The sequence below is a fragment of the Streptomyces sp. NPDC058284 genome, from assembly GCF_042881135.1.
GTDB lineage: Bacteria > Actinomycetota > Actinomycetes > Streptomycetales > Streptomycetaceae > Streptomyces.
In genome coordinates this window covers 245,154-272,137 of the sequence record NZ_JBHVYE010000004.1, presented here as the reverse complement: position 1 = coordinate 272,137, position 26,984 = coordinate 245,154, and the positions used below count along the sequence as shown (strand labels likewise).

Sequence of the window (26,984 nt, the reverse complement as noted above, 5' to 3'; positions counted from 1 at the left end):
CAACCGCGACGGTGCGGACGACTGGGGCCGGTCGGCGCGCCGGTCCGAGGCGCGCCCTCCGTTTCCGTCTGTCGAAACTCTTGTTCCGCTCTCCGGGCTCGCCTAGGGTCGGCGCCCCGGCCCGGCCGCCCCGCGCGGCCGGGCTTTCCCTGTGCGAACACGAAGGAGCGTGCGGTGGTGCAGCAGGCGTGGCAGGACGGGTCGTCGGGCGAGGGCGACGGGCACGGCATCGGCGGGCGAAACACAGACACGGACGCGGACACGGGACGTGAGAGCCGAGGGCCGCGTGCTGTGGAACGGCAGGGCCGGGCGCGCGGCGTGGGGCGTCGCAGCTTCGTCGTCGGGGCCGGTGTCGCCGGGACCGGCGGGCTGCTCGGCGCCACCGGGACGACGCAGGCGTCCGCCGCCGACAGCGGCAGTCACAGCAGTCACAGCGACAACAGCACTCACGGCCCTCACGGCCCTCACGGCGCTCACGGCGCTCACGGCGCTCACGGCGCTCACGGCAGTCATGACAGTCACGGCTCCTTCGGCCCGGAGGATTTCCGCGCCGAGCGGCTGCTGCTCGTACCGGACGTCGTCCTGCTGCCCGGAGGACCGGTCAAGGACCGCGCGGTGCTCGTCCAGGACGGTGCGTTCCGGGCCGTCGGTCCTGTCCGCGAGCTCACCGACGCGCACCGGGGCGCCCGCACGGTGCGGCTGAAGGGCCACCTGCTCATGCCGGGCTTCGTGGACGCCCACCACCACCTGACGCAGAGCTTCGGCAAGGCGCAGGCGTTCGGGCAGCCCTCGGAGATCTTCAAGACCGTCTGGGAGCCGCTGGAACACGCTCTGGACGAGGAGAGCGCCCACCTCTCGGCGAAGCTCGCCGCCCTGGAGGCGCTGCGCGGCGGGTTCACCACCGCCGCCGACGCCGGGACCCGCGCGCCCGTCGACGTGGGCGTCATCGCCAAGGCCGCCGAGGAGGCCGGGCTGCGCTGCGTACTGTCGAAGGTCGTCTCCGACGGCAAGGGCGGCAAAGAGCACCTGGAGCGCTTCCGGACTTCCCGGCTGATCCATCCTTCGCTGGCGATACCCGTTCCCGAGGACGCCACCGCAGAGGTGCTGAAGAGGACCGCCGAGCTGTGCGCTGACGCCGACGCCGTCTTCCAGGTCCACGTCAACGAGCACCTGGCCGCCGTCGAACGCTCGCTCAAGAGCGTGGGCCGCCGCCCGGTGTCCTACCTGCATCACATCGGCGCCCTCAACGCCCACACCCTCGGCGCTCACGCCACCCTGCTCACCCCGGACGAGATGCGCATGCTCGCCGACACCGGCGCCGCGGTCAGCTACAACCCGGTGGCCAGCGCCTGGAAGGGCAACGCCGTCGCGCACGCCCTGATGTGGCAGGCCATGGGCATCCGTTTCGGCACCGGCACGGACGGCACCCGCGGCGGCGGTTTCCGTCTGGTCGACGCCGCGGAGAGCGCCCAGCGCCTGGCCCACGGCCTGCCGTCCGGCGACTCCTCGTGCGGCGCGGGCAACGTGTGGCTCGCCCACGCCACCGCCCTGAGCGCCGACGCCGTCGGCCTCGGCAAGGTGACGGGCGAGATCGCCGTCGGCAAGGCGGCCGACTTCCTGCTCGTCGACCTCCAAGTGCCCGAACTCACCCCGTCCTACGATCTGACGTGGGAGCTGGTCCGGCTGGCCGACCGCGACCAGATCAGCGCGGTCTTCGTGGACGGAAAGCTGCGGCTGTGGCAGGGATGGCCCACCACGTGGGACGGGCGCGCGCTGGTACGCGAGGCAGCCGAGGTGGGGCCGAAGGTCGTGCGGCGTGCCCGCATCGTCCGGGTGGACCCGGACCCCGACGGCACCGCCCGCCACCCGCGGCGGCCGCACCCCTGATCCCATCCCGACCGGCCCTGTCCCGGCTGCCCCGTCCAGGCCGTCGGGGCGGGTACGACGCTCAATGCGCGGGCCGGGGCCGCCACGTGAACACCGCGACATCGCGCCCCATGCCGAGGACGATGTGCCCGTCCGTGGTGACCGTGACGCAGCGGACGCCCTTCGCGCCGATGCGGCCCATGAGCTCGCACCGTGCCAAGTCCCAGACGTGCACCGTCTCGTGCCCGCCGACCGCCGCGACGACCGGCGTGCCCTCGACATCGGCGCACGCCATCGCCTGCACACGGCCGATGTCCGCGCCCAGCGTCCGGCCGGGCAGGACGCGACCCGTCAGGTACCAGAGCCGTACTGTGCCACCGCTGCTTCCGGTGACGGCCACGGGCCGACCGGCGCGGGTCATGCAGACCAGCGCGGTTATCGAGTACTTGCTCACCGAGCCCTCGGGGCCGCCCCGGGTCCGGCCGACCAGCGCGCTGGATGCCAGGTCCCGCACCCGTACCGTTTCTCCGTCGCCACCGGTCACGATGACCGGTCTGCCGTCGATGTCCGTGCAATCCATCCTCTGCATGAACTCATAGGGGATGCGGCTCGCGCCGATCCGGTCGGCGGCCGGGCCGACCTGTCTGCCGGAAACCAGGCCGAACATGCTTATCCGGCCCCACCCCACGCAGGTCACGGCGACGGGCACTCCGTCGAGGCGGGTACACGTCACCGCGTCCACCGTGAAACCTCTTACGGGCACGGGCGGGCCGAGAGGTGCGCCGGAGGCCAGATCCCGCACCCGTACATGCCCCTCTTCGGCGAAGCCCCGCCGCTCCGTGCCGCCGGTCACGACGACCGGCCTGCCGTCGAGATCCATGCACGCCACGGACTGAACGTCGGTCATCCCGTCGGTCACGGGCGGTCCGACCGGCGCGCCGGTGGCCACGTCCCGGACCCGCACCACGCCGTGGTCGTCGCCGGAGACCGCGACGTGTCTGTCGTTCAGAACGGTGCACGCGACCGCTTTCACCGTGCCGCTGTCGCCACCTGCGAGTCGGCCGGCCGGCGGGGCGACCGCGAGATCCCAGACCCGCACCGTCCTGTCGTCGCCGCCGGTCACACCGACGGGACGCCCGTCGAGCACCGCGCAAGCCACCGCGTGCACCTGGCGCGTATGCCCGGTCACGGGTCGGCCGAGCAGGCTCCGGGTCGTCAGGTCCCATATCTGCGCCCGCCCGTCGTATGCACTGGCGACCACCGCGACGGGCATGCCGTCGAGCGTCGAGCACGCCACCGCGTCCGCCCTGTACTTGTGCACCGTCATGGGATCGCCCAGCGGGGCGTGGGTGGCCAGGTCCCACACCTGCAGGGTGCCGCCCGCGCAGGCCACGGCGACGGGCCGGGCGTCAAGGAACGTGCACGCCACGGCATCGACACTCTCGGGCTTCCCCTGCAGGGGTGGGCCCAACGGTGTGCCGGTGGCCAGGTTCCAGGTGCGTACCGTCATGTCGGTGCCGGCGGTCACCGCGACGGGCGTGCCGTCGAGCGTCGTGCACGCCACGGCGTTGACCGGACCCGTGTGCCCCGTCAGGGGCGGGTCGATCAGCGCACCGGTCGCCAGATCCCACACCAGTACGGTTCCGTCGTATCCCCCGGTCACCGCGAGGGGGCTGCCGTCCCAGTCCACGCACGCCATCGCCTGCACCCAGTCCCTGTTCCCCGTCATGGGTGCGCCGAGGAGTCCGCCGGAGGCGAGGTCCCAGACCCGCAGCGTCAGGTCCCGGCCCGCGGACACGGCGACGGGCCTGCCGTCGAGGTCCGTACAGGCGACGGCCTGCACCCGGTCGGTGTGCCCGGTCAGGGGCGGGTGGACGAGGTTCGCCGAGGCCAGGTCCCACACCAGCACCGTGCCGTCGCGGCCTCCCGTCACCGCGACGGGGCGCCCGTCGAGAACGGTGCACGCCACGGCGTCCGCCATGTCGGTGTGCTCGGTGAAGGTGTGGCGCAGCGTGGGAGAGATGTCGGCTCCGGTGGCCCACCGGGGGACCCAATTTCCTGCCGGAATACGTTCGTTGAGTTGCCGTTGCAGGGAGGTGGCGCCCGCGCGTGCGGCGTCGAGGGCGAGGATCTGGCGGCGCGGGCCGGGTGAGGCGTCCGCGTGGAGGTGGACGGAGGTGCGGTAGACCGCCGCCACCAGCCGGCCCGACGCGGTGTCCGCGCGGTGCAGATGCGGGGTGAGGCCGCGCGGGTCGGCGTGCACGAGGTACTCGGCGTCCCCCAGGAGGTCGTCCAGCTGCCCGGCCGCGACGGCGTGTGCGGCGAGGTGGCGCAGGATGTAGGGATCGGCGCCGGGCCAGTCGCGGGCGGCGCCCTGTGCGGGAGCGGGCACGAGACGACGCAGCGCCCCGGTGATCCTCACATGAGCCGCGCGGTCCCCGCGGGACCCGCGCAGGTATTCCGCGAGAGCTTCGTGGAAGAGCCGGAAGACCGGCCCGGACGCGGTCGCCGTGACGTAGACGTAGGCGGACGCGTGCTCCCGTCGGGCCCAGTCGATGTCCTCGTGTGCGCACGGCCTGCCGGAGAGTTCCTCGGCGACCGGCGCCCACAGGGACTCGGGCAGGCCTGCGCCCTGGGCATGGGCGAGGGCGGTGAGGAGGCGCCGCACCCGCTGCTCGTCCGGCCCGAAGCGACGCAGGTACGCGGCGAAGGCCTGCCCGACGTCGGACGGCAACTCGTCCCGCCAGCCCGGCCGTTCGGTGTCGATGGCCAGCTGGCCATCGACCAGGTAGCGGGCCGTCATCCGCGCCACCAGGAAGCAGCGGCCGGCCCGTGCGGCGATTCCGTCGGCGACCGTCCGGGCGAGCCCGGGGCGGTCGCGGTAGGGCGAGCGGCTGTCCGGGTCGGCGCGGTCGAGGAGGAGACGGGCGGCGTAGTCGGCGATGTCCCGCGGGTCGGCCCACCGCTCCTCGTCCAGGTCGAGCACGGTCACGGCGGGGCCCAGGGCGTCGACGAGGGGGCGGCGCGTGCCGACGACGAGACGTACGCCGCGCATCGCGGACAGCGGCCGCAGGAGTTCGTGTGCGATGCGGACGGCCTCCTGGCCACCGCCCGCGGGCCCCGCCTCGTCCAGCGCGTCGACCAGGATCGTGACCGGTTCGGTCCGTGTCCGCAGGTGCCGCAGGAGGGCGTCGGGGGACGTCTCGCGTCGGCCCGAGACGGCCTCGGCCAGGTCGCCGGTGAGCGCGTCGAGGGTGGTGTGGTGTGCGTCGAGGACCACGGTGACCGGCCGGGGCCGCAGGACGGCGGTGGGGTCGGCGTCGGGGTCGGCCGTGTCGTCGGTCACGTCTGGGGCCCGTTCGTCGGCCGTGTCCGCGGTCGTGGTGTCCGGCACGGCGGTCGCCGGATCGGTGAGAGCGAGCAGCCGGCCCAGCAGGGCGGACTTGCCCATGCCCGGCGAGCCGGTGACCACCCGGGCCTTGCGGTCGTGCTCCTGGTTCAGCCAGGAGACGAGCGACGTGAGGGCGGTGGTCCGGCCGACGAAGTAGTCGCCGGGCTCGCCCGCGTGGCCGACCCCGCGCCCGGCCACCGCGAGGCGCTCCCGCGATACGTCCTGCCGGCCCGCGCCGTCCGGTCCCGCCGGAGCCGGGTCGTTCTCCGTCCGCACAGGGGCACGCATCGGGGCACGCGTCGGGGCGCGTCCCTCGGGCCGGGCCGCCGTGCGCGGGCGCCCGCCGCGGTTCCGTCTCCGCTCGGCCTGCGCCCTCGCCAGCAGCGACTCCATCTGACGTATGCCCAGCTGCTGCCTGCCCTCGGGGCCCCATCGCGGTGCGCGGGCGGCCAGGTGACGTATCAGAGCGTGGGCGTACTTCGTTCGCTGCTCGGACGGGGCGCTCTTGCCGGTGAACCAGTCGCTCAGGCTCTGGGAACTGACCGTCTGAACGCCGAACTCCCGGTCATCGAGCCGCAGAAGCGCACTGTACGGAGGCTTGCCCGCCGCCTCCCACAGGCGCTGCAGCGCACCCTGGAACTCCTGAAGATCCGACCGAGCGGTGGTCAATTCCGCCCTCCTCCCCCGTCCGGGGCTCGGCGCCCGTAAACCCCCCGGAAAGGCCCGTAGACGTGGACTGGCCAGGCTACTGGGCATGATCCCGCACGGCACGGAATCGCCGGAAACCCGCCGGACGGCGGAGAACGGGGCCACGACCACTCGGCGAAGACGAGCGCCGGTGGCTCACCCCAGGAGGTACGCAGCCCATGTCCACGCTCCCCGCACTGCTCTTCACCGGCACCCAGCTCGCCGGCGCCGCCGGCGTCCTCTACACCGGGTGCGTGGCCGTCACCGCCGCCACCTCGGTCTTCTCCCGCAGCCCGGAGCGGCGCCGGGACGCGCGCCAGACGCTCGCGATTCTCGTGCGCCGCCCGGCCCGCTGAGGAGCAGTCCGCGACAGCGGATCCGGCGGCGCCGAAAAAGTCACTGCAAGTTGCAGGTATACCTCTCGGTTTCACGGGTAACCGCGCCGCTACGGGGAGGCCAGCAACAAGTCCGAATGCGAAAGGGTGGGACTCAATGATCACCGTGGCGGCGCAGGATCAGGCCCAGGGGACTCAGACCGAGACAGACCTCGTGGAGCGCGCGTACACGGACCCTTCTTCCATCGCGCCGAGGGACGCGCGTGAGGTCGGCAAGCGGTTGTTCGACCGCCTGACCCAGCTCGAAGAGGGCACGAGCGAATACCAGTACGTGCGCAATTGCCTGATCGAGGTGAACCTCTCACTCGTGCAGTACGCGGCCTCGCGGTTCAAGCACCGTGGGCAGCAGGAGATGGAGGACATCGTCCAGGTCGGCACCATCGGCCTGATCAAGGCGATCGACCGGTTCGAACTGACGCGTGAGGTCGAGTTCACGTCCTTCGCCGTTCCGTACATCACGGGCGAGATCAAGCGGTTCTTCCGCGACACGTCCTGGGCCGTGCATGTGCCGCGCCGACTGCAGGAGGCGCGCATCGAGCTTTCCAAGGCCACGGAGGAGCTGCGCACCCGGCTGGGCCGCATGCCGTCCACGGCGGAGCTCGCGGAGCTGATGCAGCTGGAGCCCGCCGAGGTCACGGAGGCGCAGAAGGCGTCCAACGGCTACAACGCGGTCTCCCTGGACGCGGCCGTCAACAGCGCCGACGACGAGTCCGACACGGCGCTGGCCGACTTCATCGGGGTCGACGAGTACTCCTTCGAACTCGTCGAGAACTTCCACTCCCTCGCCCCGCTCATCGCGGACCTCGACGAGCGGGACCGCACCCTGATCCACCTCCGCTTCGTCGAGGAGCAGACCCAGCAGCAGATCGCCGACGCGCTGGGCTGCTCGCAGATGCACGTCTCGCGCCTCATCAGCCGCGTGGTGGCCAAGCTCCGCGCCGGCCTGCTGACGAGCGAGTAAGCAAGGCCCTCCCCCACTTTATCAGCCAGCCGCTGCCCCCGTGCGCAATGACGCACGGGGGCAGCGTCTGTGCTGGTCAAAGTCGGTGCCGCGAAAAACCGGCAGGGCGGCTCCTCCCCGTTTCACCGTCCTCGCTGTGGTTACCTGTCCTGTTCCGGCCCTTGACTGGCTGGGCCCGGTGTGGAGAGGAAGAACAGAGCGCGTGGTGGGTCGGGTGCGGAGCGGTTGGGCGTGGGTGACACGCGCGTGGAGTTCGTCCGGGCATGAGCGCAGCACGAGCCTGCTGGTGGGCAAGAGTGTGCTGGCGGCGACGCTGGCGTGGTGGGTCGCGCACGATCTGCTGCACGCGACGTCACCGGCGTTCGCGCCGTTCTCCGCGACGCTGACCATGAACGTCACGATCTACAAGTCGTTGTGGCAGACGCTGCGCTACATCGCCGCGGTCATCGTCGGGGTGGCGGTGCAGTCGGCCATCGGTTTCACGGCAGGACCCGACCTGTTCGCGTTTGTCATGGTCGCGGTGATCGCGCTGGTGGTGGGCCAGTGGCCCGCCCTGGGCGAGCAGCGGTCCCAGGTCGCCACGGCGGCGTTCTTCGCCTTCTCCACCTATACGACGGCCACCACGAACGCCGACAGGGCCCTCCAGCTCGGGCAGATCATCCTTCTCGTCGCCGTCGGCTGCGGCATCGGGCTGCTCGTGAACATGTGCGTCGCTCCCCCGCTGCGCTACCGCAGCGCGGAGCAGGGCCTGCACGTCCTGGCCGCCGAGATGAAGACCCTGCTGGCCGACATGGCCGACGGCCTGTGCAGCGGGGAGGTCGACGCAGAGCGTGCCGAGCAGTGGCGCACGTCGGGGGAACGGGTCGTGAACGCCGTCGGACAGGCGCGCGCCGGTCTTGACACGGCGGAGAACAGCGTGCCGTTCAACCCTCGTCGGCTGCTGCCCGCGCACCGGGCCTACCTCAGCTTCGGCCGCTACCGCCAGGCGCTGGACGCCATGGAGCGTGCGGGCTATCAGTTGTCCTCACTCACCCGCAGTCTCAGCCGGTGGCGCGAGACGGAGGACACCTACAACTACGCACCCTTCCTCCAGTCGTACGCGGACTTCGCCCTGCGACTGCGTGACATGGCTCATGTCGCCACGCAGCTCGACAGCGACGTCCTCACCGACCAGGCCGAGGAGATGCGCAAACTGGCCACCGCCGCTCAGGAGCAGCTGCAGGAGGTGCTCACCGCGGCGCAGGAGTACGAGCTGCCGCTGGCCAACGCCTCCCGCCCGTACGGGGTCCTCGTCGTCGAGGCCACCCGTCTGATGGAGGAGTTCCAGAACGCCTGCGACGTACTCAAGGACACGGCCGACGACTGAAAGCCTGTCTCTGTACCCCCGTCGTCCGTCAGCCGGCGCGCTTTCGCAGGGGTGGGGGCTGGTGGGGGCGGGTCGGTCCCGGCCGGTACTGCATCATCACGAACTGGGCGGCGATCTCGGGGAGCGGGTTGGCGGCGGTCGCGATCACCCAGCCCGGCCCCCTCACCGCGTGGTTGATCCGGCGCACGGCGCCGTCGGGGTGCAGGGCGTGCGCCGCCGCGGTCGCCAGGTAGATGGGGCCCGCGACGGGATCGTGCCGGACGTCGTGGGCCAGGTTCACCAGTTCGGGGTCGGCCGGGTCGTTCGTCACGGCCCGCCGGACGGCCGGGCAGGCTCCCCACGCCCAGTCCTCGGCCCAGTTGAGCAGCGTCCCCTCACGGGCCCGGTCGTCCAGCAGCATCCATCGCATGATGTTCGCCGGCGCCCGGCCGTCGGGGAAGAGGGCCCGGAACTCGGCGTTGCAGGCCACGACGTCCCAGTGCCTGTCGGCGATGTAAGCCATCGCGCCCGTGACCCCTTCGACGACGGTCCGCCAGGCCTCGTATATCGGCGCTCGTCCTTCTAAGTCCCGCCTGCCCAGTTGCACTTGCCATCCCATCCCTGTCGCGTCACTCATAGGTCTCAGCGCGTCACAGCTCGTGTGCCAAGCCTAGCCAGCAACGGAAGCCAGGCTTCCGGGACCCCGGCACAAGGGGGGCTTACCGGTACGCCCAGGCCGCTGCCCGGCCCGCGAGTTCCATGACGGTGGGAGGTGTGGATCCGCCGTCGAGATGGCTGTACTCGACCGAGATCACGATCATGAGACGCTCCGTCATCCCCAGGTGGGAATAGAACCCGCGTTGGACCAAGTCCTCCATCGCCTTCTCCGCGGTCATGCCCGCCTCGTGACGCAGCCGCACCTCACGCTGCACCGTGCGGAGGTAGACCAGGTGGTCCTCGAGACCGGCCTGGTCGGTCGGCCGTCCGTGCCCGGGGATGATGACCCGCGGGTCGAAACCGAGGACGAGCTCGCACGCGTTGATGATGTTCTGCAGCGGGCCCGCCCAGTGCGGAGGGTGGTCACCGTGGAAGAAGACGTCGCCGGTGCAGACCACATCCCCGATGCGGGCCACCAGGTCGCCGACGTGGTGGGCGGGACCGACCTCGTACAGCTCCACCTCCGCGTCGCCCACGGTGAACGCGTACCGGCCGGAGAAGGTCTTGGTGGGGGCCGCCAACCGCGCCGAAGCGAAGTCGAAGACGCCGAAGTGCTCCCGCAGGTACTGGCCCAGGGGTCCGTCGGCCGGCGAACGGTGGACGAGTGCGTCCATCTCCTGCGGGGTCGGCTCGTGATGGAGGTGTTCGAGGCCCGCACGGGTGGCGATGATCTCCGCGTCGGGGAACAGGAAGTTGCCGAAGGTGTGGTCACCGTTCGCATGGGTGTTGACCACGGTCCCCACCGTACGGTCGCCGAGCCGTGGCCCGGCCGCGGCGATCATCGCCTCGGTCATCGGCCCGTCATAGGGGGTGTCGATGAGTGCCGCGTCGGGCCCCGATATGACCCACAGACAGTTCGCGTAGCCCCAACGGCCCGTGCCCTCGGGCGTCCACAGAAAGAGCTCGTCGGTGCCGGTCACCGCGGTGAGCTGGGTAGGGAGGTTCATGGCCGCATTCTGTCCGATTCGGACACTCCTTCGCACGTCGCGTGGCACACAGCGATCTGTTCCGCGCCCCGCGCCCCCGCCACGGGCACGGCGTTCAGCCCAGCTGCCGCAGCGCCCCGTCCATCGCCTTGCGGACCAGGAGGGCATCCGGCGCGACGGCGGTCACCAGGACGCCGGGGCCCGCGAGCGGGGTAAGTGCGGCCCACTCCCCCAGCGGCGCGGCATCGGGCTTGCGCCGCTCGAATTCCGGCCGCACGACGACCAGTTGGCCGACCGCGCGATGTCCGGCCAGCACCGCGGGGCCGTCCCAGCCGCCGGGCGCGCCAGGACCGCAGGCCAGCTCCTGGTCCAGGAGGATCCGGCCCGCGCGGCGGACGGTGAGGCGGCTGGTGAGACGGCCCGGGGCCTCGCCGGTGCGGCCGAGGACCTGCTCCTCGCGCAGCACGAGACGGGCGCCCGGGGCGAGGTCGGCCCGCGTGGTGACGCGCAGGTCGCTGCCGAGCACGGAGATCAACTGCTCGGGCAGCCAGCGCAGTTCGGCGTCCTCGCCCACCGTGAGCCTGACGTCGTAGCGTGCCGTCGCCTCGGTCTGGCCCGGCAGGGCGATGGTGGCCGCCGCCGAGGCGATGTGCAGCGCCGAGCCCGGGTGGGCGGCGGCCTCGACGGTGAGGTGGTCGCCGCCGAGCGGGCCGCTCATCGCGCCCACGAGCGTGACGTGCGCCGCGGCGCCGGTGGAGCGGGTGCGGCGCAGGGCGAGCGGGCCCTCGCCGTCGAGGACGGGCAGCGAGGTGCGGCCGTCGTCGTCGGCCCGCGCCTCGACGCGGGCGGTGGCACGAATACCCGCGCCACCGACCCCGGTCACGGTCCCGACGACAGATCCGGGCACCCTCGCCGCCGTCGGCGCCTGCCCCGCTTCTTCCCGTGCGCCCCGGAGGGCGAATTCCACCGTCACGCCGACGCGGTCCATGCGGCGTACTGCTCGCGCACCCAGGCGGCGACGGGGCCGACGCCGTCGCCCGTCCGCAGCGACTGGAAGATCACGGGGAGTTCGGCGCGCTGCGCCTTGGCGTCGGCGGCCATCCGGGCGAGGTCGGAGCCGACGTGCGGGGCGAGGTCGGTCTTGTTGACGACGAGCAGGTCGGCCGTGGAGACGCCGGGGCCGCCCTTGCGCGGGATGTCGTCGCCGCCCGCGACGTCGATGACGAAGATCTGGGCGTCGACGAGACCCTTGGAGAAGGTGGCCGTGAGGTTGTCGCCGCCGGACTCGACCAGGATCAGGTCGAGCGGGCCGACCTCGTCCTCCAGGTCCTCCACGGCCTCCAGGTTGGCGGAGATGTCGTCGCGGATCGCGGTGTGCGGGCAGGCGCCGGTCTCCACGGCGGTGATGCGCTCGGGCGGCAGGACGGCCTCGCGCAGCAGGAACTCGGCATCCTCACGGGTGTAGATGTCGTTCGTGACGACGGCGAGGGAGAGCGTGTCGCGCAGCTCGCGGCAGAGGGCGGCGACCGTCGCCGTCTTCCCCGAGCCGACCGGCCCGCCGAGGCCGATGCGCAGGGCGCGGCGGGTCCCGTCGGGGCGGTGGGCGTCGGCGCTGACGGCGGCGGGGCCGTCGTGGGAGTGGTCGAGGTGCATGGGAACTCCAATGGTTCGGCTCGGTCGGGAACGTCGGCCCGTCCGGTGTTCGCGGACGGGGCCATTCAGACCGGCGGCGTGTGGGGCGTGGCCCCTGGGGTGGTCGGACGGTCGGTCAGGACGGCGGCTACGAGGCGAACAATCGCACGGGCCATGCGGCATGGGCCTCCGCGCTGATCTCCAGGAGCGGCGCCGACGCAGCGGGCAGCGCGTCGACCCCCTCCTGAAGTGCGCGTATCGCCGCGTCGGCCGCCTGCTGGGCCACGAGGTCGAGGTCAGGGGCGAGCCGGGCCAGGACCGCCGTGGCGTCGAAGGGGTCGAGGCTGAGCAGCCGCACGGTCGCCGTCGCCGGGCCGCTGACTCCTTCGTACGCCGAGCAGTACGCGGCATCCTTGGGCCCGAGTCCGGCGGCGCGGGCGGTCAGCCCGAGGACGACGGGCTGGTGGGCCCCCTTGGGATACCGCCGGGCCAGTGCGTCGAGTTCGGGGTGCGGCCAGGTGGCGCGGGCGGCCCGCATCATCTGCCGGCCGAGCCGCCGCGCCGCCGTCCGCAGGGCGGGCGAGGGCGTGCGGGCGTCCGCGGCCTCGTCCAGGGCTTCCGGGTCGACGCCGAGGGCGGCCGCCGCGGCCAGGGCCGCCGAGACGAGCCCGGAGGTGTGGAGCCGCCCCTTGCAGAACGCTTCCAGGCTCGGGGCGCCGGTGACGCGGCCTGCCTTGACGGCCGCCTCGGCCCCGCCGGAGTGTGCGTGCCCCCCGGCGGGGAAGCGGCCGTCGGCCAGGACGAGGAGTGCTGCTCGTGACATGGGAATCGTCGCCTGAACGCTTCGGGGCCGTCAGAAGAGGAAGTACCGCTGGGCGAGCGGCAGTTCGGCGGCGGGTGACGGTTCGACGAGCTCACCGTCGATGGTGACGGCGAAGCTGTCGGGGGCGACCTCGACCCGGGGCAGCGCGTCGTTCTCGCGCATGTCGGCCTTGCTGCGGCCGCGGGTGGAGCGGATCGCGGTGAACGGCTTGTCCAGGCCGAGGCGTTCCGGGAGGCCGTCGTCCAGTGCCGACTGCGTCACGAAGTTGATCGAGTTGAGGCCCGGCGCCTTGCCATGGGCTCCGTACATGCGGCGCGGCAGGACCGGCTGCGGGGTCGGGATGGAGGCGTTTGCGTCACCCATCTGCGCGTACGCGATCTGGCCGCCCTTGATGACGAGCTGCGGCTTGACGCCGAAGAACGCCGGTTCCCACAGCACCAGGTCGGCGAGCTTGCCCGGCTCGACCGAGCCGATCTCGTGGTCGATGCCCTGGGCTACGGCCGCGTTGATCGTGTACTTGGCGACATAACGGCGCGCGCGGCGGTTGTCGGCGCGGGTGTCCCCGGGCAGGAAGCCGCGGCGCCGCTTCATCACGTGCGCGGTCTGCCAGGTCCGCATGATGACCTCGCCGATGCGCCCCATGGCCTGGGAGTCCGAGGACATGATCGAGATGGCGCCGAGGTCGTGCAGGATGTCCTCCGCCCCGATCGTGGTGGGCCGGATGCGGGACTCGGCGAAGGCGAGGTCCTCGGGGACGGCCGGGTTGAGGTGGTGGCAGACCATCAGCATGTCGAGGTGCTCCTCGACGGTGTTGACGGTGTGCGGCCGGGTCGGGTTGGTGGAGCTCGGCAGCATGTTGGGGAGCGAGACCGCCGTGATCATGTCGGGGGCGTGTCCGCCGCCCGCGCCCTCCACGTGGAAGGCGTGCAGGGTACGGCCCGCGACCGCGTCGAACGTCGCGTCGATGAAGCCCGCCTCGTTCAACGTGTCGGTGTGGACGGCGAGCTGCGCGCCGGTCTCCTCGCAGACGTTCAGGCAGGCGTCGATGGCGGCGGGCGTCGCGCCCCAGTCCTCGTGGATCTTGAAGCTGACGGCGCCGGCACGGAGCTGGGCGTGCATCGATTCGGCGTTGACGGTGTTGCCCTTGCCGAGGAACCCGATGTTGACCGGGCTGGATTCGAGCGCCGCGAACATCCGGGCGAGGTGCCAGGCGCCGGGGGTGATGGTGGTCGCCTTGCTGCCCTCGGCGGGTCCTGTGCCGCCGCCGAAGAGGGTGGTGACACCCGAGGCCAGCGCCTCGTCGACGATGGTCGGCGAGATGAAGTGGATGTGGGTGTCGATGCCGCCCGCGGTGAGGATCTTGCCGTTGCCCGCGATGACCTCGGTCTCCGGGCCGATGACGAGGTCGGGGTGGACGTTGTCCATCGTGTCCGGGTTGCCGGACTTGCCGATGCCGGTGATCCGGCCGTCGCGGATGCCGATGTCCGCCTTGACGATGCCCCAGTGGTCGATGACCACGGCGCCGGTGATGACGGTGTCCGGGGCGCCCTCGGCGCGGGTGGTGCGGGACTGGCCCATCGACTCGCGGATGACCTTGCCGCCGCCGAACACCGACTCGTCACCGGAGCGTCCCGGACCGCCCGAGCGGTCCTCCTCGATCTCGATCAGGAGGTCGGTGTCGGCGAGTCGTATCCGGTCGCCGGTGGTGGGGCCGAAGAGATCGGCGTACGCGGCACGGGACAGCTCAGGCATCGAGGGCACCTCCGGTTTCGCCGCGCAGACCGGGCACGACGCGCTTGCCGGCCAGCGGGACGAGTTCGACGTCGACGGGGATTCCGGGCTCGAAGCGCACGGCGGTTCCCGCGGCGACGTTGAGCCGCAGTCCGTGCGCGGCGCCGCGGTCGAAGTCCAGCCCCGGGTTGGCCTCGGCGAAGTGGTAGTGGGAGCCGACCTGGACGGGGCGGTCGGCGGCGTTGAGGACGGTGAGGCGGGTGACCTCGCGGCCTTCGTTGAAGAGGACGGGGTCCTCCGCGAAGAGGATCTCTCCGGGAACCATCCCCCGGCCCGTGCCGTGCGTTGCGGCATGCATGAGGCGCGAACTCCCGTCAGACGATCGGCTCGTGGACAGTGACGAGCTTGGTGCCGTCCGGGAAGGTGGCCTCGACCTGGACGTCGTGGATCATCTCCGGGATGCCCGGCATGACGTCGTCACGGGTGAGGACCTTCCGCCCTGACGACATGAGCTCGGCGACGGTGCGGCCGTCGCGGGCCCCTTCGAGGATGTGCGAGGTGATGAGGGCGATGGCCTCGGGGTGGTTGAGCAGCAGCCCCCGCGCCCTTCGTTTCTCGGCCACGTCCGCGGCCACATGGATGAGCAGTCTCTCCTGCTCGTGCGGGGTCAGTTGCACGCGTCCCACCTCAAAGTTCTCACTCCGGACCGTACGGGGTCCGGCTGCCGCGGCCACCGCGACGGATATAGATGTAACACACAGCGAAGGTGCGCGATCTTGCGCACCCCGGATAGAGAATCCGCTGGTGGCGTGCCCAGGGAAGGTAGTTGAGAGGAGTTTCAACGAGGTTAACCAGCCATTGACTGATCCATGACCATCAGCTGGGCTGCGCCATACCGATCAATGCCTTGAGGCGGTTTCGGGGCGCGCGGGTCCCTCCGGCTTCTGACACACATTCCGTCAGTTCGGCGGTCAGGAGCGGACTCCTGACGGAAGTCGTAAGCAAGCGGCTCACTGCCCCGCCTGGCGCCGCCCGCCCCGTGCCACTCGGCTACGTCGCGTCGGGTCCGCGGTGCTCGGCCGCGATGCCGAACCGTCGGCGCTCCGAGGGCGCGGGCGACACGGAGCCGACCGAGGTGACCGTACTGACCGTTCGCTCCTGCGCGGCGTCCGCGAGCCCTTCGAGGCGTTCCAGATCCTCGGCGGAGACGAGCGCCACGAGCGGCTTGCCGTGCCGGGTGACGACGACCCGCTCGCCGCCGTACACGACGCGGTTGATCAGCTCGGCGAGCTCTGCGCGGGCTTGCGTCACTGGAATCTCGTAGGCCATGCCTCCAGCTTAGACGCCGCGTTTCCCGGGCTCCGAGTCCGAGCACTCCACCACGCTCCGTACGTCCTGTACATTTTGTACGTAGGCTGGTCGTGCCGCGACCAGCGGAAGAGAGGCGTGCCATGAACCGTCCTTCTGCCCGTTACGTCCTGCCCGAGTTCACCGAACGCACCAGTTCGGGGACGCGGACCATGGACCCGTACTCCAAGCTCCTCGAAGAGCGCATCGTCTTCCTCGGCACCCCCATCGACGCCACGTCGGCGAACGATGTGATGGCGCAGCTCATGCACCTCGAATACCAGGCGCCCGACCGCGACATCTCGCTGTACATCAACTCCCCCGGCGGCTCGTTCAGCGCGATGACCGCGATCTACGACACGATGCGGTTCGTCAGCTGCGACGTGGAGACGACCTGTCTGGGTCAGGCCGCGTCGACGGCCGCCGTCCTGCTCGCCGCCGGCACGCCCGGCAAGCGGTCCGCGCTGCCCGGTGCGCGCGTGCTGATTCATCAGCCCGCCCTCTCCGAACCGGTCCAGGGGCAGGCGAGCGACCTCGCGATCCAGGCGGCCGAAGTGCTGCGGATCCGGGCGCTGTTGGAGGAACTGCTCGTACGGCACACGGGGCAGAGCCCGGAACGCATCACCGCGGACATCGAGCGGGACAAGATCCTCGACGCCCGAGCGGCCGTGGAGTACGGGCTCGTGGACCGGATCATTCCCAGCCGCAAGACCTCGCTCACCGCACCGGACCCGAGGTGAACCGCCGATGCTGCCGCCCGAACTCCCGCCCCTGCCCGCCCTGACACGCGCCGAGGCGGAGTTGATCGACCGCTACCTCGAAGTCGTCGACCTGCTCGGCCGGATCAATCCGGCCCGCGCCGAACACACCTATGGCGGACTCCGCGCCGCCCAGGCGCTGGTCGGCCGGGCGACCGCCCTGCGGGACGCACTCGCCCTCATGCACCGGCGGGGGGAGAGTGAGGTGCACGCGCCCACGCTCGCCCGGGCCTTGCGCGTCCTCGACGGCGAACGGCGGGCCGGACGGGTCGCCGTGCCACCCCTCCCGGACGCCTGAACCCCCGTCAGCCGCCCGCCTCCTGCCACCGGCACGTCCCGGCCCGCTTCGAAACGGACCAGTCGGGCTACCCCGGACGGCGTATTCGAACATCCTTTGCCACGCGGTCTCCACTTGCGCCCGACGGCTACGGCAACTTCGGAATTTCGCGTTCCACTGCTGGTCGAGCCGTCGTCAGACCGCGGGTCCCGGTACCGATTTCGACCGTGTCCACCTGAACAGGTCAGTCGTGAGGAGCCTCACAAAAGGCCGTTTCGGCTCGGTTTTCGGACCTGTTTCGGGTCAAGATCCCTTCCGACGACAAGCCCCCGCCACAGCGGCGGGGCGGTCCGGGCGGACGCCGAGTCCTGCCGCCACCCGGATGACCGGTCGACATTGGTTGCAACGGCAGGAGTGGAGGACCCAGCACGACGGGCCCGCCCGGAAAGTCCGGGACGACGCCCTTGGGGTGAAGCCGCAGAGCACGACGCGGCCGGGCATCTTCGCCTGCCCGAACCCGACAGGTCATCCTTCACAGGCGGCTGACGAAGGGTTGCGCATGACCGCGCTGAATCATGTTCCGTCGCTGCTCAGCAGGACCGGTGCCGCATCGGTCCTCACGCTCGCCGTCGTGGGCGGCACCGTCGTGGCCCCCGGGCTCACCTCGGAGGCCGAGGCAGCGACCCATGGGACCAAGGCGCTCCAGATCGCGGCTTCGAAGAAGGGCTCCCCGTACCGTTACGGAGCGGTGGGGCCCAACCGCTTCGACTGCTCGGGCCTGACGCTCTACTCGTTCAAGCGAACGGGCAAGAAGCTGCCGCGTACCGCCGCCGGGCAGTACAACAAGACCAAGCACATCTCCAGGTCGCAGCGGACCCGCGGCGACCTGGTGTTCTTCCACTCCGGGCGGAACGTCTACCACGTCGGGATCTACGCGGGTAACAACCGCATCTGGCACGCCCCGAAGACCGGAACCCTCGTGCGCCTGGAGAAGATCTGGTCCCAGAACGTCTGGTACGGGAGGGTCCGCTGACCCTGCCGCGGCCGGCCGGCGCATGCCTCGCGCCGCCCGGTACCGGTACCGGTGCTTGGAACGCGTCGGCCGGGATATCCGTACCGGATGGCTGACGAGCATTCCTGTACCGCCCGCAACGAAACGCCGCTGGAGCGCGCCGACCGCAACTTCGCGGAGCTGCTCCAGGAGTTGAGGGTGACGCAGACCGGCGTGCAAATTCTGTTCGCCTTTCTGCTCTCCCTCGCCTTCACCTCGCGGTTCCCGGCCCTGGACGCCGTGCAGCGCGGCACCTACGTCACGACGCTGCTGCTCGCGGTGCTCGCGGCGGCGCTGTTCACGGCCCCCGCGGCGCTGCACCGGTCGCTGTTCCAGCAGCGCGCCAAGCCGCTCGTCGTGCGGGTGTCGTCCCGGCTCGCCGGGGTCGGCCTGGGCGTGCTGGTACTGGCGCTCACCGGCTCCGTACTGCTCGTCGTCGATGTGACGGTGGGACGGGTCGCGGGGGCCGCCGCGGGCGTCGGGACGCTGCTGGTCTGTATCGGACTGTGGGGCGTGCTGCCGCGCCTCGTACGACGCCCCGCTGCTCATGAGGGCGGGACGGCGCCGGCCAGGCCCGCCGTGACGTCAGGAACGGCTCGCGGAGGAGCACCGGGCCCGATGCGCCGAGAGCGGTGCCGGTGACGTGACAGCCACGGCAGCGCGGACGACGCGGACGACGCGGACGACGCGGACGACGCGGACGCGGACGGTACGCAGCCGCCGCGCGGTCAGTGGGCGGCGTCGCGGTGTTTGCGCTGGACGGGCGCTCGCCAGGGCAGCGCGATCCACACGGTCTTGCCCCCTTCGTCGGTGGGGCTGACCGAGAGCCTGCCGCCGCACTCCGCGGTCAGCCAGCGGATGATGACCATGCCACGGCCGTTGTCCTGCTGGACCGCCGCGGGCAGTCGTCTCGGGTAGCGCGGGTGACTGTCGGTGACGCCGATCCGCAGTTGCTCGTCCTGGTCCAGTTCGATGTCCACGGTGAAGGTGGGCGACTGGCCGAGAGTGTGCTGCACGGCGTTGGTGGCGAGTTCGGAGACGATGAGCCGGATCGTGTCGGTCACCTCGGCGTCACCGGGCAGGCCCCATTCGCTGAGCACGCGCGAGACGTATTTCCGGGCCGCGGGGACCGAGGCAGGATCACTCGGCAGGGTGACGGAGGCTTCCTGGTGGTCTGCCATGGCGACGCTGTCCCTTTCCCACCGGGACCGGCCTGCCGACTCTCGGCGGATGACTCGACGACCGTCCCGGACTGGTGCTTCGCGCCAGACTGCCACTCCTTGGCCGGTCACGCCCGGCGATCCACCGAGATGTGCATATATCTGTCGCTCGAAGCGGTGAACTCTGCTACTGCCGAACGTATTTGGGCGAACGCCTCGCGGTTCCTCTACTCTCGCCTACTGCCCCGCCCTGCCGCCGGGAGAATCCGACGGCTCCGCCGGAAGGAGACGGGCATGCAGTACGGCCCCGCGGTGCGTCGCCGCCAGCTCGGTGCCGAACTGCGCGCGCTGCGCGGCGAGGCGGGACTCACCAGCAGCCAGGCCGCGGCCCGGCTCGGCTGGCACCAGTCGAAAGTGAGCCGGATCGAGACGGGCCGCAGCGGCGTGAAGGCCTCCGACGTGCGGCTGCTGCTCGCCACGTACCGGGTGCGGGACTCCCGGCGCAGTGAGCTGCTCGTCGCGTTCGCGGGCGCCGACGACCCCGGCACGGGACGTCATCACTGGTGGAAGGCGTATCGCGACCTGCTGCCCGCCACCTATCGCGACTTCATCAGCCTCGAGTCGCAGGCGTGTTGGGTGCGCACCCTCGAAACCAGTGTGGTCCCCGGTCTTTTGCAGACCCCGGAGTACGCCCGCGCGGTCACCCGGGCCGCGCTCGGCGGGCTGCCGGAGGAGCGGGTCGACGCGCTGGTGGAGGTGCGCCTGGCCCGCCAGGACGTGTTGCGCGCGGATCCGCCGCTGCGGCTGAGCGTGGTCCTGGACGAGGCGGTGCTACGGCGCCCGGTGGGCGGGACGCGGGTTCACGCGGGGCAGTTGGCGCGGTTGCGAGAGGTGTCCCTTCTGCCTCATGTCCGGCTTCAGGTGTTGCCGTACGCCGCCGGTGAGCATGCGGGCCTGATCGGTTCTTTCGTTATCTTTTCATTTCCGGACATTGCTGATCTGGATGTGGTTGTTCTCGACCATTTGACGAGTAGCCTCTACCTCGAACGGAAAGAAGACCTCCAGGCCTACACGGAGACCTTCGACTCCCTTCAGGTACAGGCGCTTTCACCCGAGGAATCAACGGAATTCATCGCCGGGCTAGGCGACGGCGCGTAAGGAGGCACCATGACCGCAATGCCTCGGTACGTACCTTCCAGCACGATGCTTCAAGGTGCGCAGTGGCAGCGCAGCGACTACAGCAACGGAATGAACAACTGTGTCGAGACGGCCACACTCGACTCGGGTCCGCTGACCGGCCTGCGAGCCGTGCGTGACTCGAAGAACACCGCAGGGCCCGCCCTGCTCTTCTCCCCCGGCCCCTGGGAGACGTTCGTCAACAGCCTCCGGTGAGCGGACCGCCCCTCGCGGGCCCGGAACGCGTCACCTGGGTGCACAGCGGCTGATCACCCGTACGGCACCGGCGATCTGTGCGTCGGAGAGGTCCGCGCGGGCGGTCAGCCGCAGCCGTGAGATGCCGTCCGGCACCGACGGCGGACGGAAACAGCCGACGGCCAGGCCCTCGGCCCGGCAGTCGGCGGCCCATCGGACGGCCTGCTCGGGCGAAGGCGCGCGCACGGAGACGACGGCGGCGTCGGGACGTACCGCCGAAAGACCTTCCGCCGTGAGGCGGCGATACAGCTCGGCCGCGACCTCGCGGGCGCGGGCGGCGCGCTCGGGTTCGCGGCGCAGCAGGCGCAGGGCCGCGAGCGCCGCGCCGACGGAGGCGGGGGCGAGGCCCGTGTCGAAGATGAAGGTGCGGGCCGCGTTCACCAGGTGCTCGATGACCCGGGCGGGGCCGAGCACGGCGCCGCCCTGGCTGCCGAGGGACTTGGAGAGGGTGAGGGTGACCACGGTGTCGTCCGCGCCCGCGAGCCCCGCGGCGTGCGGGGCGCCCCGGCCGCCGTCGCCGAGGACACCGAGCCCGTGCGCGTCGTCGACGATGAGTCCCGCCCCGAACTCGCGGCAGACAGCGGCCAGTTCGGCCAGTGGAGCCATGTCGCCGTCCACCGAGAACACCGAGTCGGACACCATGACGGCGGGGCCGCCGTGGGCGTCGAGCGTCTTGCGCACCGCCTCGGGGTCGGCGTGCGGGACCACCTGCGTCGCCGCGCGCGCGAGCCGGCAACCGTCGATCAGCGACGCGTGGTTGCCCGCGTCGGAGACGATCAGCGAACCGTGCGGGGCGAGGGCGGTGACGGCCGCGAGGTTCGCCGCGTAGCCGGAGGAGAAGACGAGGGCCGCCTCGAAGCCGCAGAAGTCGGCGAGTTCCCGCTCCAGTTCGGCGTGCAGTTCCGTGGAGCCCGTGACGAGCCGGGACCCGGTGGCGCCGCCGCCCCAGCGCCGGGCCGCGGCGGCCGCGCCCTCGGTGATCTCCGGGTGCCTGGTCAGACCGAGGTAGTCGTTTCCCGCCAGGTCGAGGAGGAGGCCCGGGTCGGCGGGGCGCGGGCGCAGGGTGCGGACGAGACCGGCGTCGGCCCGCAGCCGCGCCTGCTCGTCGAGCCAGCCGAACGCCGAGCCGGATGCGGTGCCCGGCGTACCGTCCGACGGGTCGCTCGGCATGGGGGACGCGCCCGGCACGGGGTGCCTGTTTGTAGACATTGCACAGACCCTAGCCGTCCTGCCACCTGGCCAGGGTGTGGCAATACCCACACCTCAAACCGGTTCTGTTGTGCGGATCCTCCTTGGCCGGGAACCCTGCTGTGCGTAAGGATCAGCGCCATGGACCTGCTGAACACGCTGGTGGACAAGGGGCTTCGGCGCGAGCTGCCGACCCGCGAAGAGGCGCTGGCCGTACTGGCCACCTCCGACGACGATCTCCTCGACGTAGTGGCCGCCGCCGGGAGGGTGCGGCGGCACTGGTTCGGGCGACGGGTGAAACTCAACTATCTGGTCAACCTCAAGTCGGGCCTGTGCCCGGAGGACTGCTCGTACTGTTCGCAGCGCCTCGGTTCCAAGGCAGAGATCCTCAAGTACACGTGGCTGAAGCCCGACGAGGCCTCGCGGGCCGCGGCGGCCGGGGTCGCGGGCGGCGCCAAGCGGGTCTGCCTGGTGGCGAGCGGCCGCGGCCCGACCGACCGTGACGTGGACCGGGTGGCGCAGACCATCGCTGCGGTCAAGGAGCAGAACGAGAGCGTCGAGGTCTGCGCCTGCCTCGGCCTGCTCTCGGACGGCCAGGCGGAGCGGCTGCGGGGCGCCGGCGCGGACGCGTACAACCACAATCTCAACACGTCCGAGGCGACCTACGCGGACATCACGAAGACCCATACCTACGCCGACCGCGTCGACACCGTCCAGAAGGCGCACGCGGCGGGTCTTTCGGCCTGCTCGGGGCTGATCGCGGGCATGGGCGAGAGCGACGAGGACCTCGTCGACGTCGTGTACGCGCTGCGCGAGCTGGACGCGGACTCGGTGCCGGTCAATTTCCTGATCCCCTTCGAGGGCACGCCGCTGGCCAAGGAGTGGAACCTCACCCCGCAGCGCTGCCTGCGCATCCTCGCGATGGTCCGCTTCGTCTGCCCGGACGTCGAGGTGCGCATCGCGGGCGGCCGCGAGGTCCATCTGCGCTCGATGCAGCCGCTCGCCCTCAACCTCGCCAACTCCATCTTCCTGGGCGACTACCTGACCAGCGAGGGCCAGGCGGGCAAGGCGGACCTGGAGATGATCGCGGACGCCGGTTTCGAGATCGAGGGCACGGATCAGGTGACGCTGCCCAAGCACCGCGCGGACGCGGCGGCCGCCGCGGGGGCCTGCGGCTCGCATGCCGGGAGCGGCTGCGGCTCGCACACCGAGGGCGGCTGCGGCTCGCACGAGGGCGGCGGCTGCGGGCCGTGCGGGACTCCGGAGTCCGCCGCCGCTCCGGTGGCCGAGCCCGGCGAGGCACGCACGGACCTGGTGGCGGTACGCCGCCGGGGCGCGGGAACGGATCTCGCGCCCAATGCCTGACCTCTCCACTGCCGAACTGCTCGCGCTCGACCGGCAGCACGTCTGGCACCCCTACGGGCCGATGCCGGGCCGCCAGGAGCCCCTGGTCGTCGAGTCGGCGAGCGGCGTCCGACTGCGCCTCGCGGACGGCGGCCCCGAGCTGGTCGACGGCATGTCGTCGTGGTGGTCGGCGATCCACGGCTACAACCACCCCGTCCTCAACGACGCGGTGCGCGGCCAGCTCGACCGCATGAGCCACGTCATGTTCGGCGGGCTCACGCACGAGCCCGCCGTCCGGCTCGCGAAGCGCCTTGTCGACATGTCACCCGAGGGTCTCGAACATGTCTTCCTCGCCGACTCGGGCTCCGTCTCGGTCGAGGTCGCCCTCAAGATGTGCCTGCAGTACTGGCGCTCGCTGGGCCGCCCGGCGAAGCAGCGGGTACTGACCTGGCGCGGCGGCTACCACGGGGACACCTGGCAGCCGATGGCCGTCTGCGACCCCGACGGCGGCATGCACGACCTGTGGCAGGGCGTCCTGCCGCGCCAGGTGTTCGCCGACGCGCCGCCCGCCGCGTACGAGGAGACGTACGCGACGCACCTGCACGACATCGTCGAGCGCCACGCCCATGAGCTGGCGGCCGTGATCGTCGAGCCCGTGGTGCAGGGCGCGGGCGGCATGCGCTTCCACTCCCCCGACTACCTGCGGGTGCTGCGCGAGGCGTGCGACGCGCACGACGTGCTGCTCGTATTCGACGAGATCGCGACGGGCTTCGGCCGCACCGGAGCGCTGTTCGCGGCCGATCACGCGGGTGTCACGCCCGATGTGATGTGCCTGGGCAAGGCGCTGACCGGCGGCTATCTGACGCTGGCGGCGACGCTGTGCACGCCGCGGGTCGCGGACGGCATCTCGCGGGGCGAGGTGCCCGTCCTGGCGCACGGGCCGACGTTCATGGGCAATCCGCTGGCCGCCGCGGTGGCGGGCGCCTCCATCGACCTGCTGCTCGGGCAGGACTGGCAGACCGAGGTCAAGCGCGTCGAGTCCGGCCTGCGGGACGGTCTGGCCGAGGCGGCCGGTCTTCCTTCCGTACGGGAGGTCCGGGTCCTCGGCGCCATCGGGGTCGTCCAGCTGGACCACCCGGTGGACATGGCGGCGGCGACGCGGGCTGCGGTCCGCGAGGGCGTGTGGGTGCGGCCGTTCCGCGACCTGATCTACACGATGCCGCCGTTCGTCACGGGCGACGACGACGTGGCACGGATCGCGCGCGCCGTGTGCGCCGCGGCGAAGGAGGGATGACATATGGCAGTGATCGTGGTGTCCGGGACGGGCACGGAGATCGGCAAGACGGTGACGACGGCCGCGGTGGCCGCCCTCGCGCTCGCGGCGGGGCGCAGTGTCGCCGTGCTCAAGGGCACGCAGACCGGGGTCGCGCCGGACGAGCCGGGTGACGTGCGGGAGGTGACGCGGCTCGCGGGCGACGGCATCACCACGCTCGAACTCGCCCGGTTCCCCGAGCCGTTGGCGCCGAACACCGCCGCACGCCGGGCGGGGCTGGCGCCCGTACGGCCGGCGGACGTGGCCGAGGCCGCGGCCAAGCTGGCGACGGAGCACGATCTGGTGCTCGTCGAGGGCGCGGGCGGTCTGCTCGTACGCCTCGACGACGAGGGCGGAACGCTCGCGGACACCGCCCGGCTGCTCGGCGCGCCGGTCCTTGTGGTCGTCACGGCGGGCCTCGGCACCCTCAACTCGGCGACGCTCACCGGGGAGGCGCTGCGGGCCCGCGGGCTCACCCAGCTGGGCGTCGTCGTCGGCAGCTGGCCCACGGCGCCCGACCTCGCTTCCCGGTGCAATCTCGTGGACCTGCCCGAGTCGGCGGGCGCGGACCTCATCGGCGCGGTACCGGCAGGCTCCGGCCTGCTCGACGGGCCCGGCTTCCGTGCGGCGGCGGGCAGTTGGCTGGGCCCGGAGCTGGGCGGCATGTGGGACGCGGCGGCGTTCAGGGAGCGGGAGGCGCCTGCGGCGTGGGGGCGGAGGGAGAAGCGGCCCGCACCGGGGCGAACAGCTACTTCGGTGGGTTGAGCTTGCGGAAGTACGTCCAGCTGGTCTCGTTCGGCTCGCTCCACTTCTCCGGCGCATGGGCGAACTCCGGGTGGTGCCCCGCGACATAGGCGCGGGTGCGCTCGGGGACCTCGGCGTGCGAGCCGAGTTTGCGGCCCCGGCAGTGGTAGGTCAGGCCGCCGGGGCACTGCCCGCGGGCCATCCACGGGAGCCACGGCGACATCCGCGTCCACGACATGGTGGCGGGCACACTGGGCGCCGGTCCTGCCAGATCGGCGCGGTCGACGAAGAACTGGAAGAGTTCGAGGGCCTTGTACGTGTCGCCGGACGAGTGGACCGGGTACTGGGCCACCGGCAGCGGCGAAGGGTAGGCGAGCGGGATCTCCAGGCTGAAGCAGATCTGGCCGCCGAGGTCGGTCGTCGGGATCGGGAAGGGCCGCCACTTCTGGTTCGCCGGGTCGTTCCAGACGTGCACCACCGGCAGGTCCTGCCAGGTCTCGAGGATCTCGCGGGTGACGGGGTCCAGGTAGAACGCGGCCTCGCGGGTGAGCAGTTGGTAGGCGTCCGGGCCGTTCTCGGCGTCCTGGACGAGGCGGGAGACGTTGAGCCCCTCGAAGCCGAAGAGGCGCTGGTAGGGCTCGTCGGGGGCCCAGGAGTACACGTCTCCCGTCCACCAGTAGGTGACCTCCTCACCATCCAGTGAGGCCCGGGTACGGGCGAAGGAGCGGAGCAGTTCTGCGGGTGTGGTCGTACTCGTCATGGGAAGTACTCTGCGCGCCCGCCGCCGCGGTCGGGGCGGGCGCCCGACGACCGGGCCCGGAAATGGCCGGAATACCGCACCATGGCGGTATCCGCCCGCTCCGTCGAGGAGGACCTATGTCGCCTCGCTCCACCGCATCCGTGCCCAGGGACGCCGTGCGCCACCCCGTCTTCGCCCGCTTCTACGCCCGTCAGAGCGTGGCCCTCGAACCCGTGCTCGGCCGCCATCGCCGGGAACTCCTCACCGGGCTCTCCGGGCGGGTCATCGAGGTCGGTGCGGGCAACGGTCTCAACTTCGCGCACTACCCCCGCGCCGTCTGCGAGGTCGTGGCGATCGAACCGGAGCGGATTCTGCGCCGCCTCGCGGTGTCAGCGGCCCTGCGCGCGGACGTGCCCGTCGATGTCGTACCGGGCGCCGCCGAAGCGCTGCCCGACGTCCGGACGCACCCGGTCCGGACGAGTCACGTGCGCACCCGCTCCCGGGGCAGAACCCATCGGCCGCTCTCACAGGCTCCACTGGCGCAGCTCGTCCGCGATGGCGTGCACGTTCGCGCCGTCCTCCTTCACCAGGCGGGCGAGCTCACGCACCTGCTCGGGCGAGGTGACGACCTTCAGGCCGCTGGAGACGAGGTAGGCGTACGCGACGGAGCAGGCGAAGAGTGCGTTGGAGCGCTCCAGTGCGGGGATGTGGAGCAGGACCTGGAGGAGGGCCGCCGCGCGGTCGTGCGGCGTCTCGTAGACGGGCAGTCCGAATATTTCCGCCTCGTGTCTGGCGACGGCGGCGACGAGCGCGCCCCAGTCGGTGACCTGGGGGTCACCGGGCGTCTTGTGTTCGGCGACCATCAGGAGCCAGGCGAGGTCGATTCTGAGGTTCAAGGGCTCAGCGACGACCTTCACGCACCGGGCGGCTGCCCTCGCGTTCGACGCCGAACTCGTCGGCGAAGACGGATTCGTACTGCTTCATGAAGTCGGCCGCGGCCTCCACGAAGGTGTGCCCCACTTCGCCGGAGTCCTGTTTGACCAGCTCTTCGATGTAGCGGTTGACGCTCATGCCCCGGGCCAGGGCGCGCTCACGCGCGGCCCTCGCGGTGTCCTCGTCCACCCGCACGTTCAACTGGGTCTTCGCCATACCGTCAAGC

General features: G+C 71.5%; 28 protein-coding genes, 1 pseudogene and 1 riboswitch. Of the genes and pseudogenes, 14 read left to right on the top strand and 15 right to left on the bottom strand.

The annotated features are described in order from the left end of the window. Nucleotides 1-558 precede the first annotated feature (558 nt). On the top strand, nt 559-1,887 hold the full coding sequence (locus tag ACFVYR_RS08865) for an amidohydrolase family protein (RefSeq protein ID WP_384253017.1): 1,329 nt from the start codon (nt 559-561) through the stop codon (nt 1,885-1,887). Between the two features lie 61 nt (nt 1,888-1,948). Here the strand turns inward: ACFVYR_RS08865 and ACFVYR_RS08860 are convergent, their stop codons facing one another. Next, nucleotides 1,949-5,926: a hypothetical protein gene (locus ACFVYR_RS08860; protein ID WP_384252809.1), complete on the bottom strand. Its 3,978-nt coding sequence runs from the start codon at nt 5,924-5,926 to the stop codon at nt 1,949-1,951. Nucleotides 5,927-6,123: 197 nt separating this feature from the next. Here ACFVYR_RS08860 and ACFVYR_RS08855 point away from each other — a divergent pair, with 197 nt between their 5' ends. From ACFVYR_RS08855 to ACFVYR_RS08845, 3 genes are all read left to right on the top strand, one after another. Beyond that, nucleotides 6,124-6,300, top strand: a complete 177-nt coding sequence (locus ACFVYR_RS08855; RefSeq protein WP_384252812.1) for a hypothetical protein — start codon at nt 6,124-6,126, stop codon at nt 6,298-6,300. A 136-nt stretch (nt 6,301-6,436) separates the two neighbouring features. Next, nucleotides 6,437-7,300 (top strand): SigB/SigF/SigG family RNA polymerase sigma factor, encoded by an 864-nt coding sequence (locus tag ACFVYR_RS08850; RefSeq protein WP_384252815.1) that lies wholly within the window; start codon nt 6,437-6,439, stop codon nt 7,298-7,300. Nucleotides 7,301-7,586: 286 nt separating this feature from the next. Continuing rightward, nucleotides 7,587-8,666, top strand: coding sequence for an aromatic acid exporter family protein (locus ACFVYR_RS08845; protein WP_384252818.1), 1,080 nt, complete (start codon nt 7,587-7,589; stop codon nt 8,664-8,666). 28 nt (nt 8,667-8,694) lie between these two features. Here ACFVYR_RS08845 and ACFVYR_RS08840 read toward each other — a convergent pair whose 3' ends face one another. The 9 genes from ACFVYR_RS08840 to ACFVYR_RS08800 form a co-directional block, all read right to left on the bottom strand. Next, nucleotides 8,695-9,264 (bottom strand): XRE family transcriptional regulator, encoded by a 570-nt coding sequence (locus ACFVYR_RS08840; protein ID WP_389611547.1) that lies wholly within the window; start codon nt 9,262-9,264, stop codon nt 8,695-8,697. Nucleotides 9,265-9,364: 100 nt separating this feature from the next. Further along, complete coding sequence (locus ACFVYR_RS08835; protein ID WP_384252824.1) at nt 9,365-10,309, bottom strand: MBL fold metallo-hydrolase; 945 nt, start codon at nt 10,307-10,309, stop codon at nt 9,365-9,367. Nucleotides 10,310-10,403: 94 nt separating this feature from the next. After that, nucleotides 10,404-11,171, bottom strand: a complete 768-nt coding sequence (locus ACFVYR_RS08830) for an urease accessory protein UreD (RefSeq protein WP_384252827.1) — start codon at nt 11,169-11,171, stop codon at nt 10,404-10,406. Between the two features lie 86 nt (nt 11,172-11,257). Beyond that, entirely contained in the window at nt 11,258-11,941 is a 684-nt protein-coding gene (gene ureG, locus ACFVYR_RS08825; protein WP_384252829.1) for an urease accessory protein UreG, read from the bottom strand. 127 nt (nt 11,942-12,068) lie between these two features. Further along, a complete protein-coding gene (locus ACFVYR_RS08820) occupies nt 12,069-12,743 on the bottom strand; it encodes an urease accessory protein UreF (RefSeq protein ID WP_384252832.1) in 675 nt (224 codons plus the stop codon). Between the two features lie 30 nt (nt 12,744-12,773). Next, on the bottom strand, nt 12,774-14,495 hold the full coding sequence (locus tag ACFVYR_RS08815; RefSeq protein ID WP_384252834.1) for an urease subunit alpha: 1,722 nt from the start codon (nt 14,493-14,495) through the stop codon (nt 12,774-12,776). Beyond that, nucleotides 14,488-14,799 (bottom strand): urease subunit beta, encoded by a 312-nt coding sequence (locus ACFVYR_RS08810; RefSeq protein WP_384253019.1) that lies wholly within the window; start codon nt 14,797-14,799, stop codon nt 14,488-14,490. The genes ACFVYR_RS08815 and ACFVYR_RS08810 overlap by 8 nt, the downstream gene beginning before the upstream one ends. A 49-nt stretch (nt 14,800-14,848) precedes the next feature. Further along, nucleotides 14,849-15,151 (bottom strand): urease subunit gamma, encoded by a 303-nt coding sequence (locus ACFVYR_RS08805; RefSeq protein ID WP_384252836.1) that lies wholly within the window; start codon nt 15,149-15,151, stop codon nt 14,849-14,851. A gap of 373 nt (nt 15,152-15,524) precedes the next feature. Continuing rightward, nucleotides 15,525-15,803, bottom strand: coding sequence for a type II toxin-antitoxin system Phd/YefM family antitoxin (locus tag ACFVYR_RS08800; protein WP_384252839.1), 279 nt, complete (start codon nt 15,801-15,803; stop codon nt 15,525-15,527). A 122-nt stretch (nt 15,804-15,925) separates the two neighbouring features. On the opposite strand from ACFVYR_RS08800, the gene ACFVYR_RS08795 reads away from it, so the two are divergent. The 4 genes from ACFVYR_RS08795 to ACFVYR_RS08780 all read left to right on the top strand — a co-directional run bounded on the left by ACFVYR_RS08795 (nt 15,926) and on the right by ACFVYR_RS08780 (nt 18,549). Continuing rightward, complete coding sequence (locus tag ACFVYR_RS08795; protein ID WP_384252841.1) at nt 15,926-16,561, top strand: ATP-dependent Clp protease proteolytic subunit; 636 nt, start codon at nt 15,926-15,928, stop codon at nt 16,559-16,561. A 7-nt stretch (nt 16,562-16,568) separates the two neighbouring features. Next, on the top strand, nt 16,569-16,877 hold the full coding sequence (locus ACFVYR_RS08790; RefSeq protein ID WP_384252843.1) for a hypothetical protein: 309 nt from the start codon (nt 16,569-16,571) through the stop codon (nt 16,875-16,877). Between the two features lie 363 nt (nt 16,878-17,240). Beyond that, nucleotides 17,241-17,412, top strand: a riboswitch (cyclic di-AMP (ydaO/yuaA leader). A 3-nt stretch (nt 17,413-17,415) separates the two neighbouring features. Then, nucleotides 17,416-17,889, top strand: coding sequence for a C40 family peptidase (locus ACFVYR_RS08785; protein WP_384252846.1), 474 nt, complete (start codon nt 17,416-17,418; stop codon nt 17,887-17,889). Nucleotides 17,890-17,976: 87 nt separating this feature from the next. Then, nucleotides 17,977-18,549 (top strand): DUF6328 family protein, encoded by a 573-nt coding sequence (locus tag ACFVYR_RS08780; protein WP_384252848.1) that lies wholly within the window; start codon nt 17,977-17,979, stop codon nt 18,547-18,549. 86 nt (nt 18,550-18,635) lie between these two features. Here ACFVYR_RS08780 and ACFVYR_RS08775 read toward each other — a convergent pair whose 3' ends face one another. Continuing rightward, nucleotides 18,636-19,088, bottom strand: a complete 453-nt coding sequence (locus tag ACFVYR_RS08775; protein WP_384252850.1) for an ATP-binding protein — start codon at nt 19,086-19,088, stop codon at nt 18,636-18,638. 273 nt (nt 19,089-19,361) lie between these two features. Between ACFVYR_RS08775 and ACFVYR_RS08770 the strand changes: the two genes are divergently transcribed. Both ACFVYR_RS08770 and ACFVYR_RS08765 read left to right on the top strand, forming a co-directional pair. Then, nucleotides 19,362-20,225 (top strand): helix-turn-helix domain-containing protein, encoded by an 864-nt coding sequence (locus ACFVYR_RS08770; protein ID WP_384252853.1) that lies wholly within the window; start codon nt 19,362-19,364, stop codon nt 20,223-20,225. A gap of 9 nt (nt 20,226-20,234) precedes the next feature. After that, on the top strand, nt 20,235-20,459 hold the full coding sequence (locus ACFVYR_RS08765) for a DUF397 domain-containing protein (protein WP_384252855.1): 225 nt from the start codon (nt 20,235-20,237) through the stop codon (nt 20,457-20,459). A 30-nt stretch (nt 20,460-20,489) separates the two neighbouring features. Here ACFVYR_RS08765 and ACFVYR_RS08760 read toward each other — a convergent pair whose 3' ends face one another. Continuing rightward, on the bottom strand, nt 20,490-21,668 hold the full coding sequence (locus ACFVYR_RS08760; protein ID WP_384253021.1) for an 8-amino-7-oxononanoate synthase: 1,179 nt from the start codon (nt 21,666-21,668) through the stop codon (nt 20,490-20,492). Nucleotides 21,669-21,827: 159 nt separating this feature from the next. Here ACFVYR_RS08760 and bioB point away from each other — a divergent pair, with 159 nt between their 5' ends. The 3 genes from bioB to bioD are packed head-to-tail and all read left to right on the top strand — an operon-like array spanning nt 21,828 to nt 25,107. Beyond that, nucleotides 21,828-23,051 carry a biotin synthase BioB gene (gene bioB, locus ACFVYR_RS08755; RefSeq protein ID WP_384252858.1) on the top strand — a complete coding sequence of 408 codons (1,224 nt, stop codon included), beginning with the start codon at nt 21,828-21,830 and terminating at the stop codon, nt 23,049-23,051. Beyond that, nucleotides 23,044-24,324, top strand: coding sequence for an adenosylmethionine--8-amino-7-oxononanoate transaminase (locus tag ACFVYR_RS08750; RefSeq protein WP_384252860.1), 1,281 nt, complete (start codon nt 23,044-23,046; stop codon nt 24,322-24,324). The genes bioB and ACFVYR_RS08750 overlap by 8 nt, the downstream gene beginning before the upstream one ends. 3 nt (nt 24,325-24,327) lie before the next feature. Continuing rightward, nucleotides 24,328-25,107, top strand: a complete 780-nt coding sequence (gene bioD / locus ACFVYR_RS08745; protein ID WP_384252863.1) for a dethiobiotin synthase — start codon at nt 24,328-24,330, stop codon at nt 25,105-25,107. Here the strand turns inward: bioD and ACFVYR_RS08740 are convergent. Beyond that, nucleotides 25,091-25,846, bottom strand: coding sequence for a DUF1838 family protein (locus tag ACFVYR_RS08740; protein ID WP_384252865.1), 756 nt, complete (start codon nt 25,844-25,846; stop codon nt 25,091-25,093). The two genes, bioD and ACFVYR_RS08740, sit on opposite strands and share 17 nt — an antisense overlap. A gap of 116 nt (nt 25,847-25,962) precedes the next feature. Between ACFVYR_RS08740 and ACFVYR_RS08735 the strand changes: the two are divergent. After that, a pseudogene (locus ACFVYR_RS08735) lies at nt 25,963-26,277 on the top strand (SAM-dependent methyltransferase); the annotation flags it as partial. Between the two features lie 72 nt (nt 26,278-26,349). On the opposite strand, the gene ACFVYR_RS08730 reads toward ACFVYR_RS08735, so the two are convergent. Together ACFVYR_RS08730 and ACFVYR_RS08725 are read right to left on the bottom strand one after the other, a co-directional pair. After that, entirely contained in the window at nt 26,350-26,721 is a 372-nt protein-coding gene (locus ACFVYR_RS08730; RefSeq protein ID WP_384252868.1) for a fic family toxin-antitoxin system, toxin component, read from the bottom strand. 4 nt (nt 26,722-26,725) lie between these two features. Beyond that, nucleotides 26,726-26,974, bottom strand: coding sequence for an antitoxin (locus tag ACFVYR_RS08725; protein ID WP_384252870.1), 249 nt, complete (start codon nt 26,972-26,974; stop codon nt 26,726-26,728). Between the last annotated feature and the right edge of the window lie 10 nt (nt 26,975-26,984).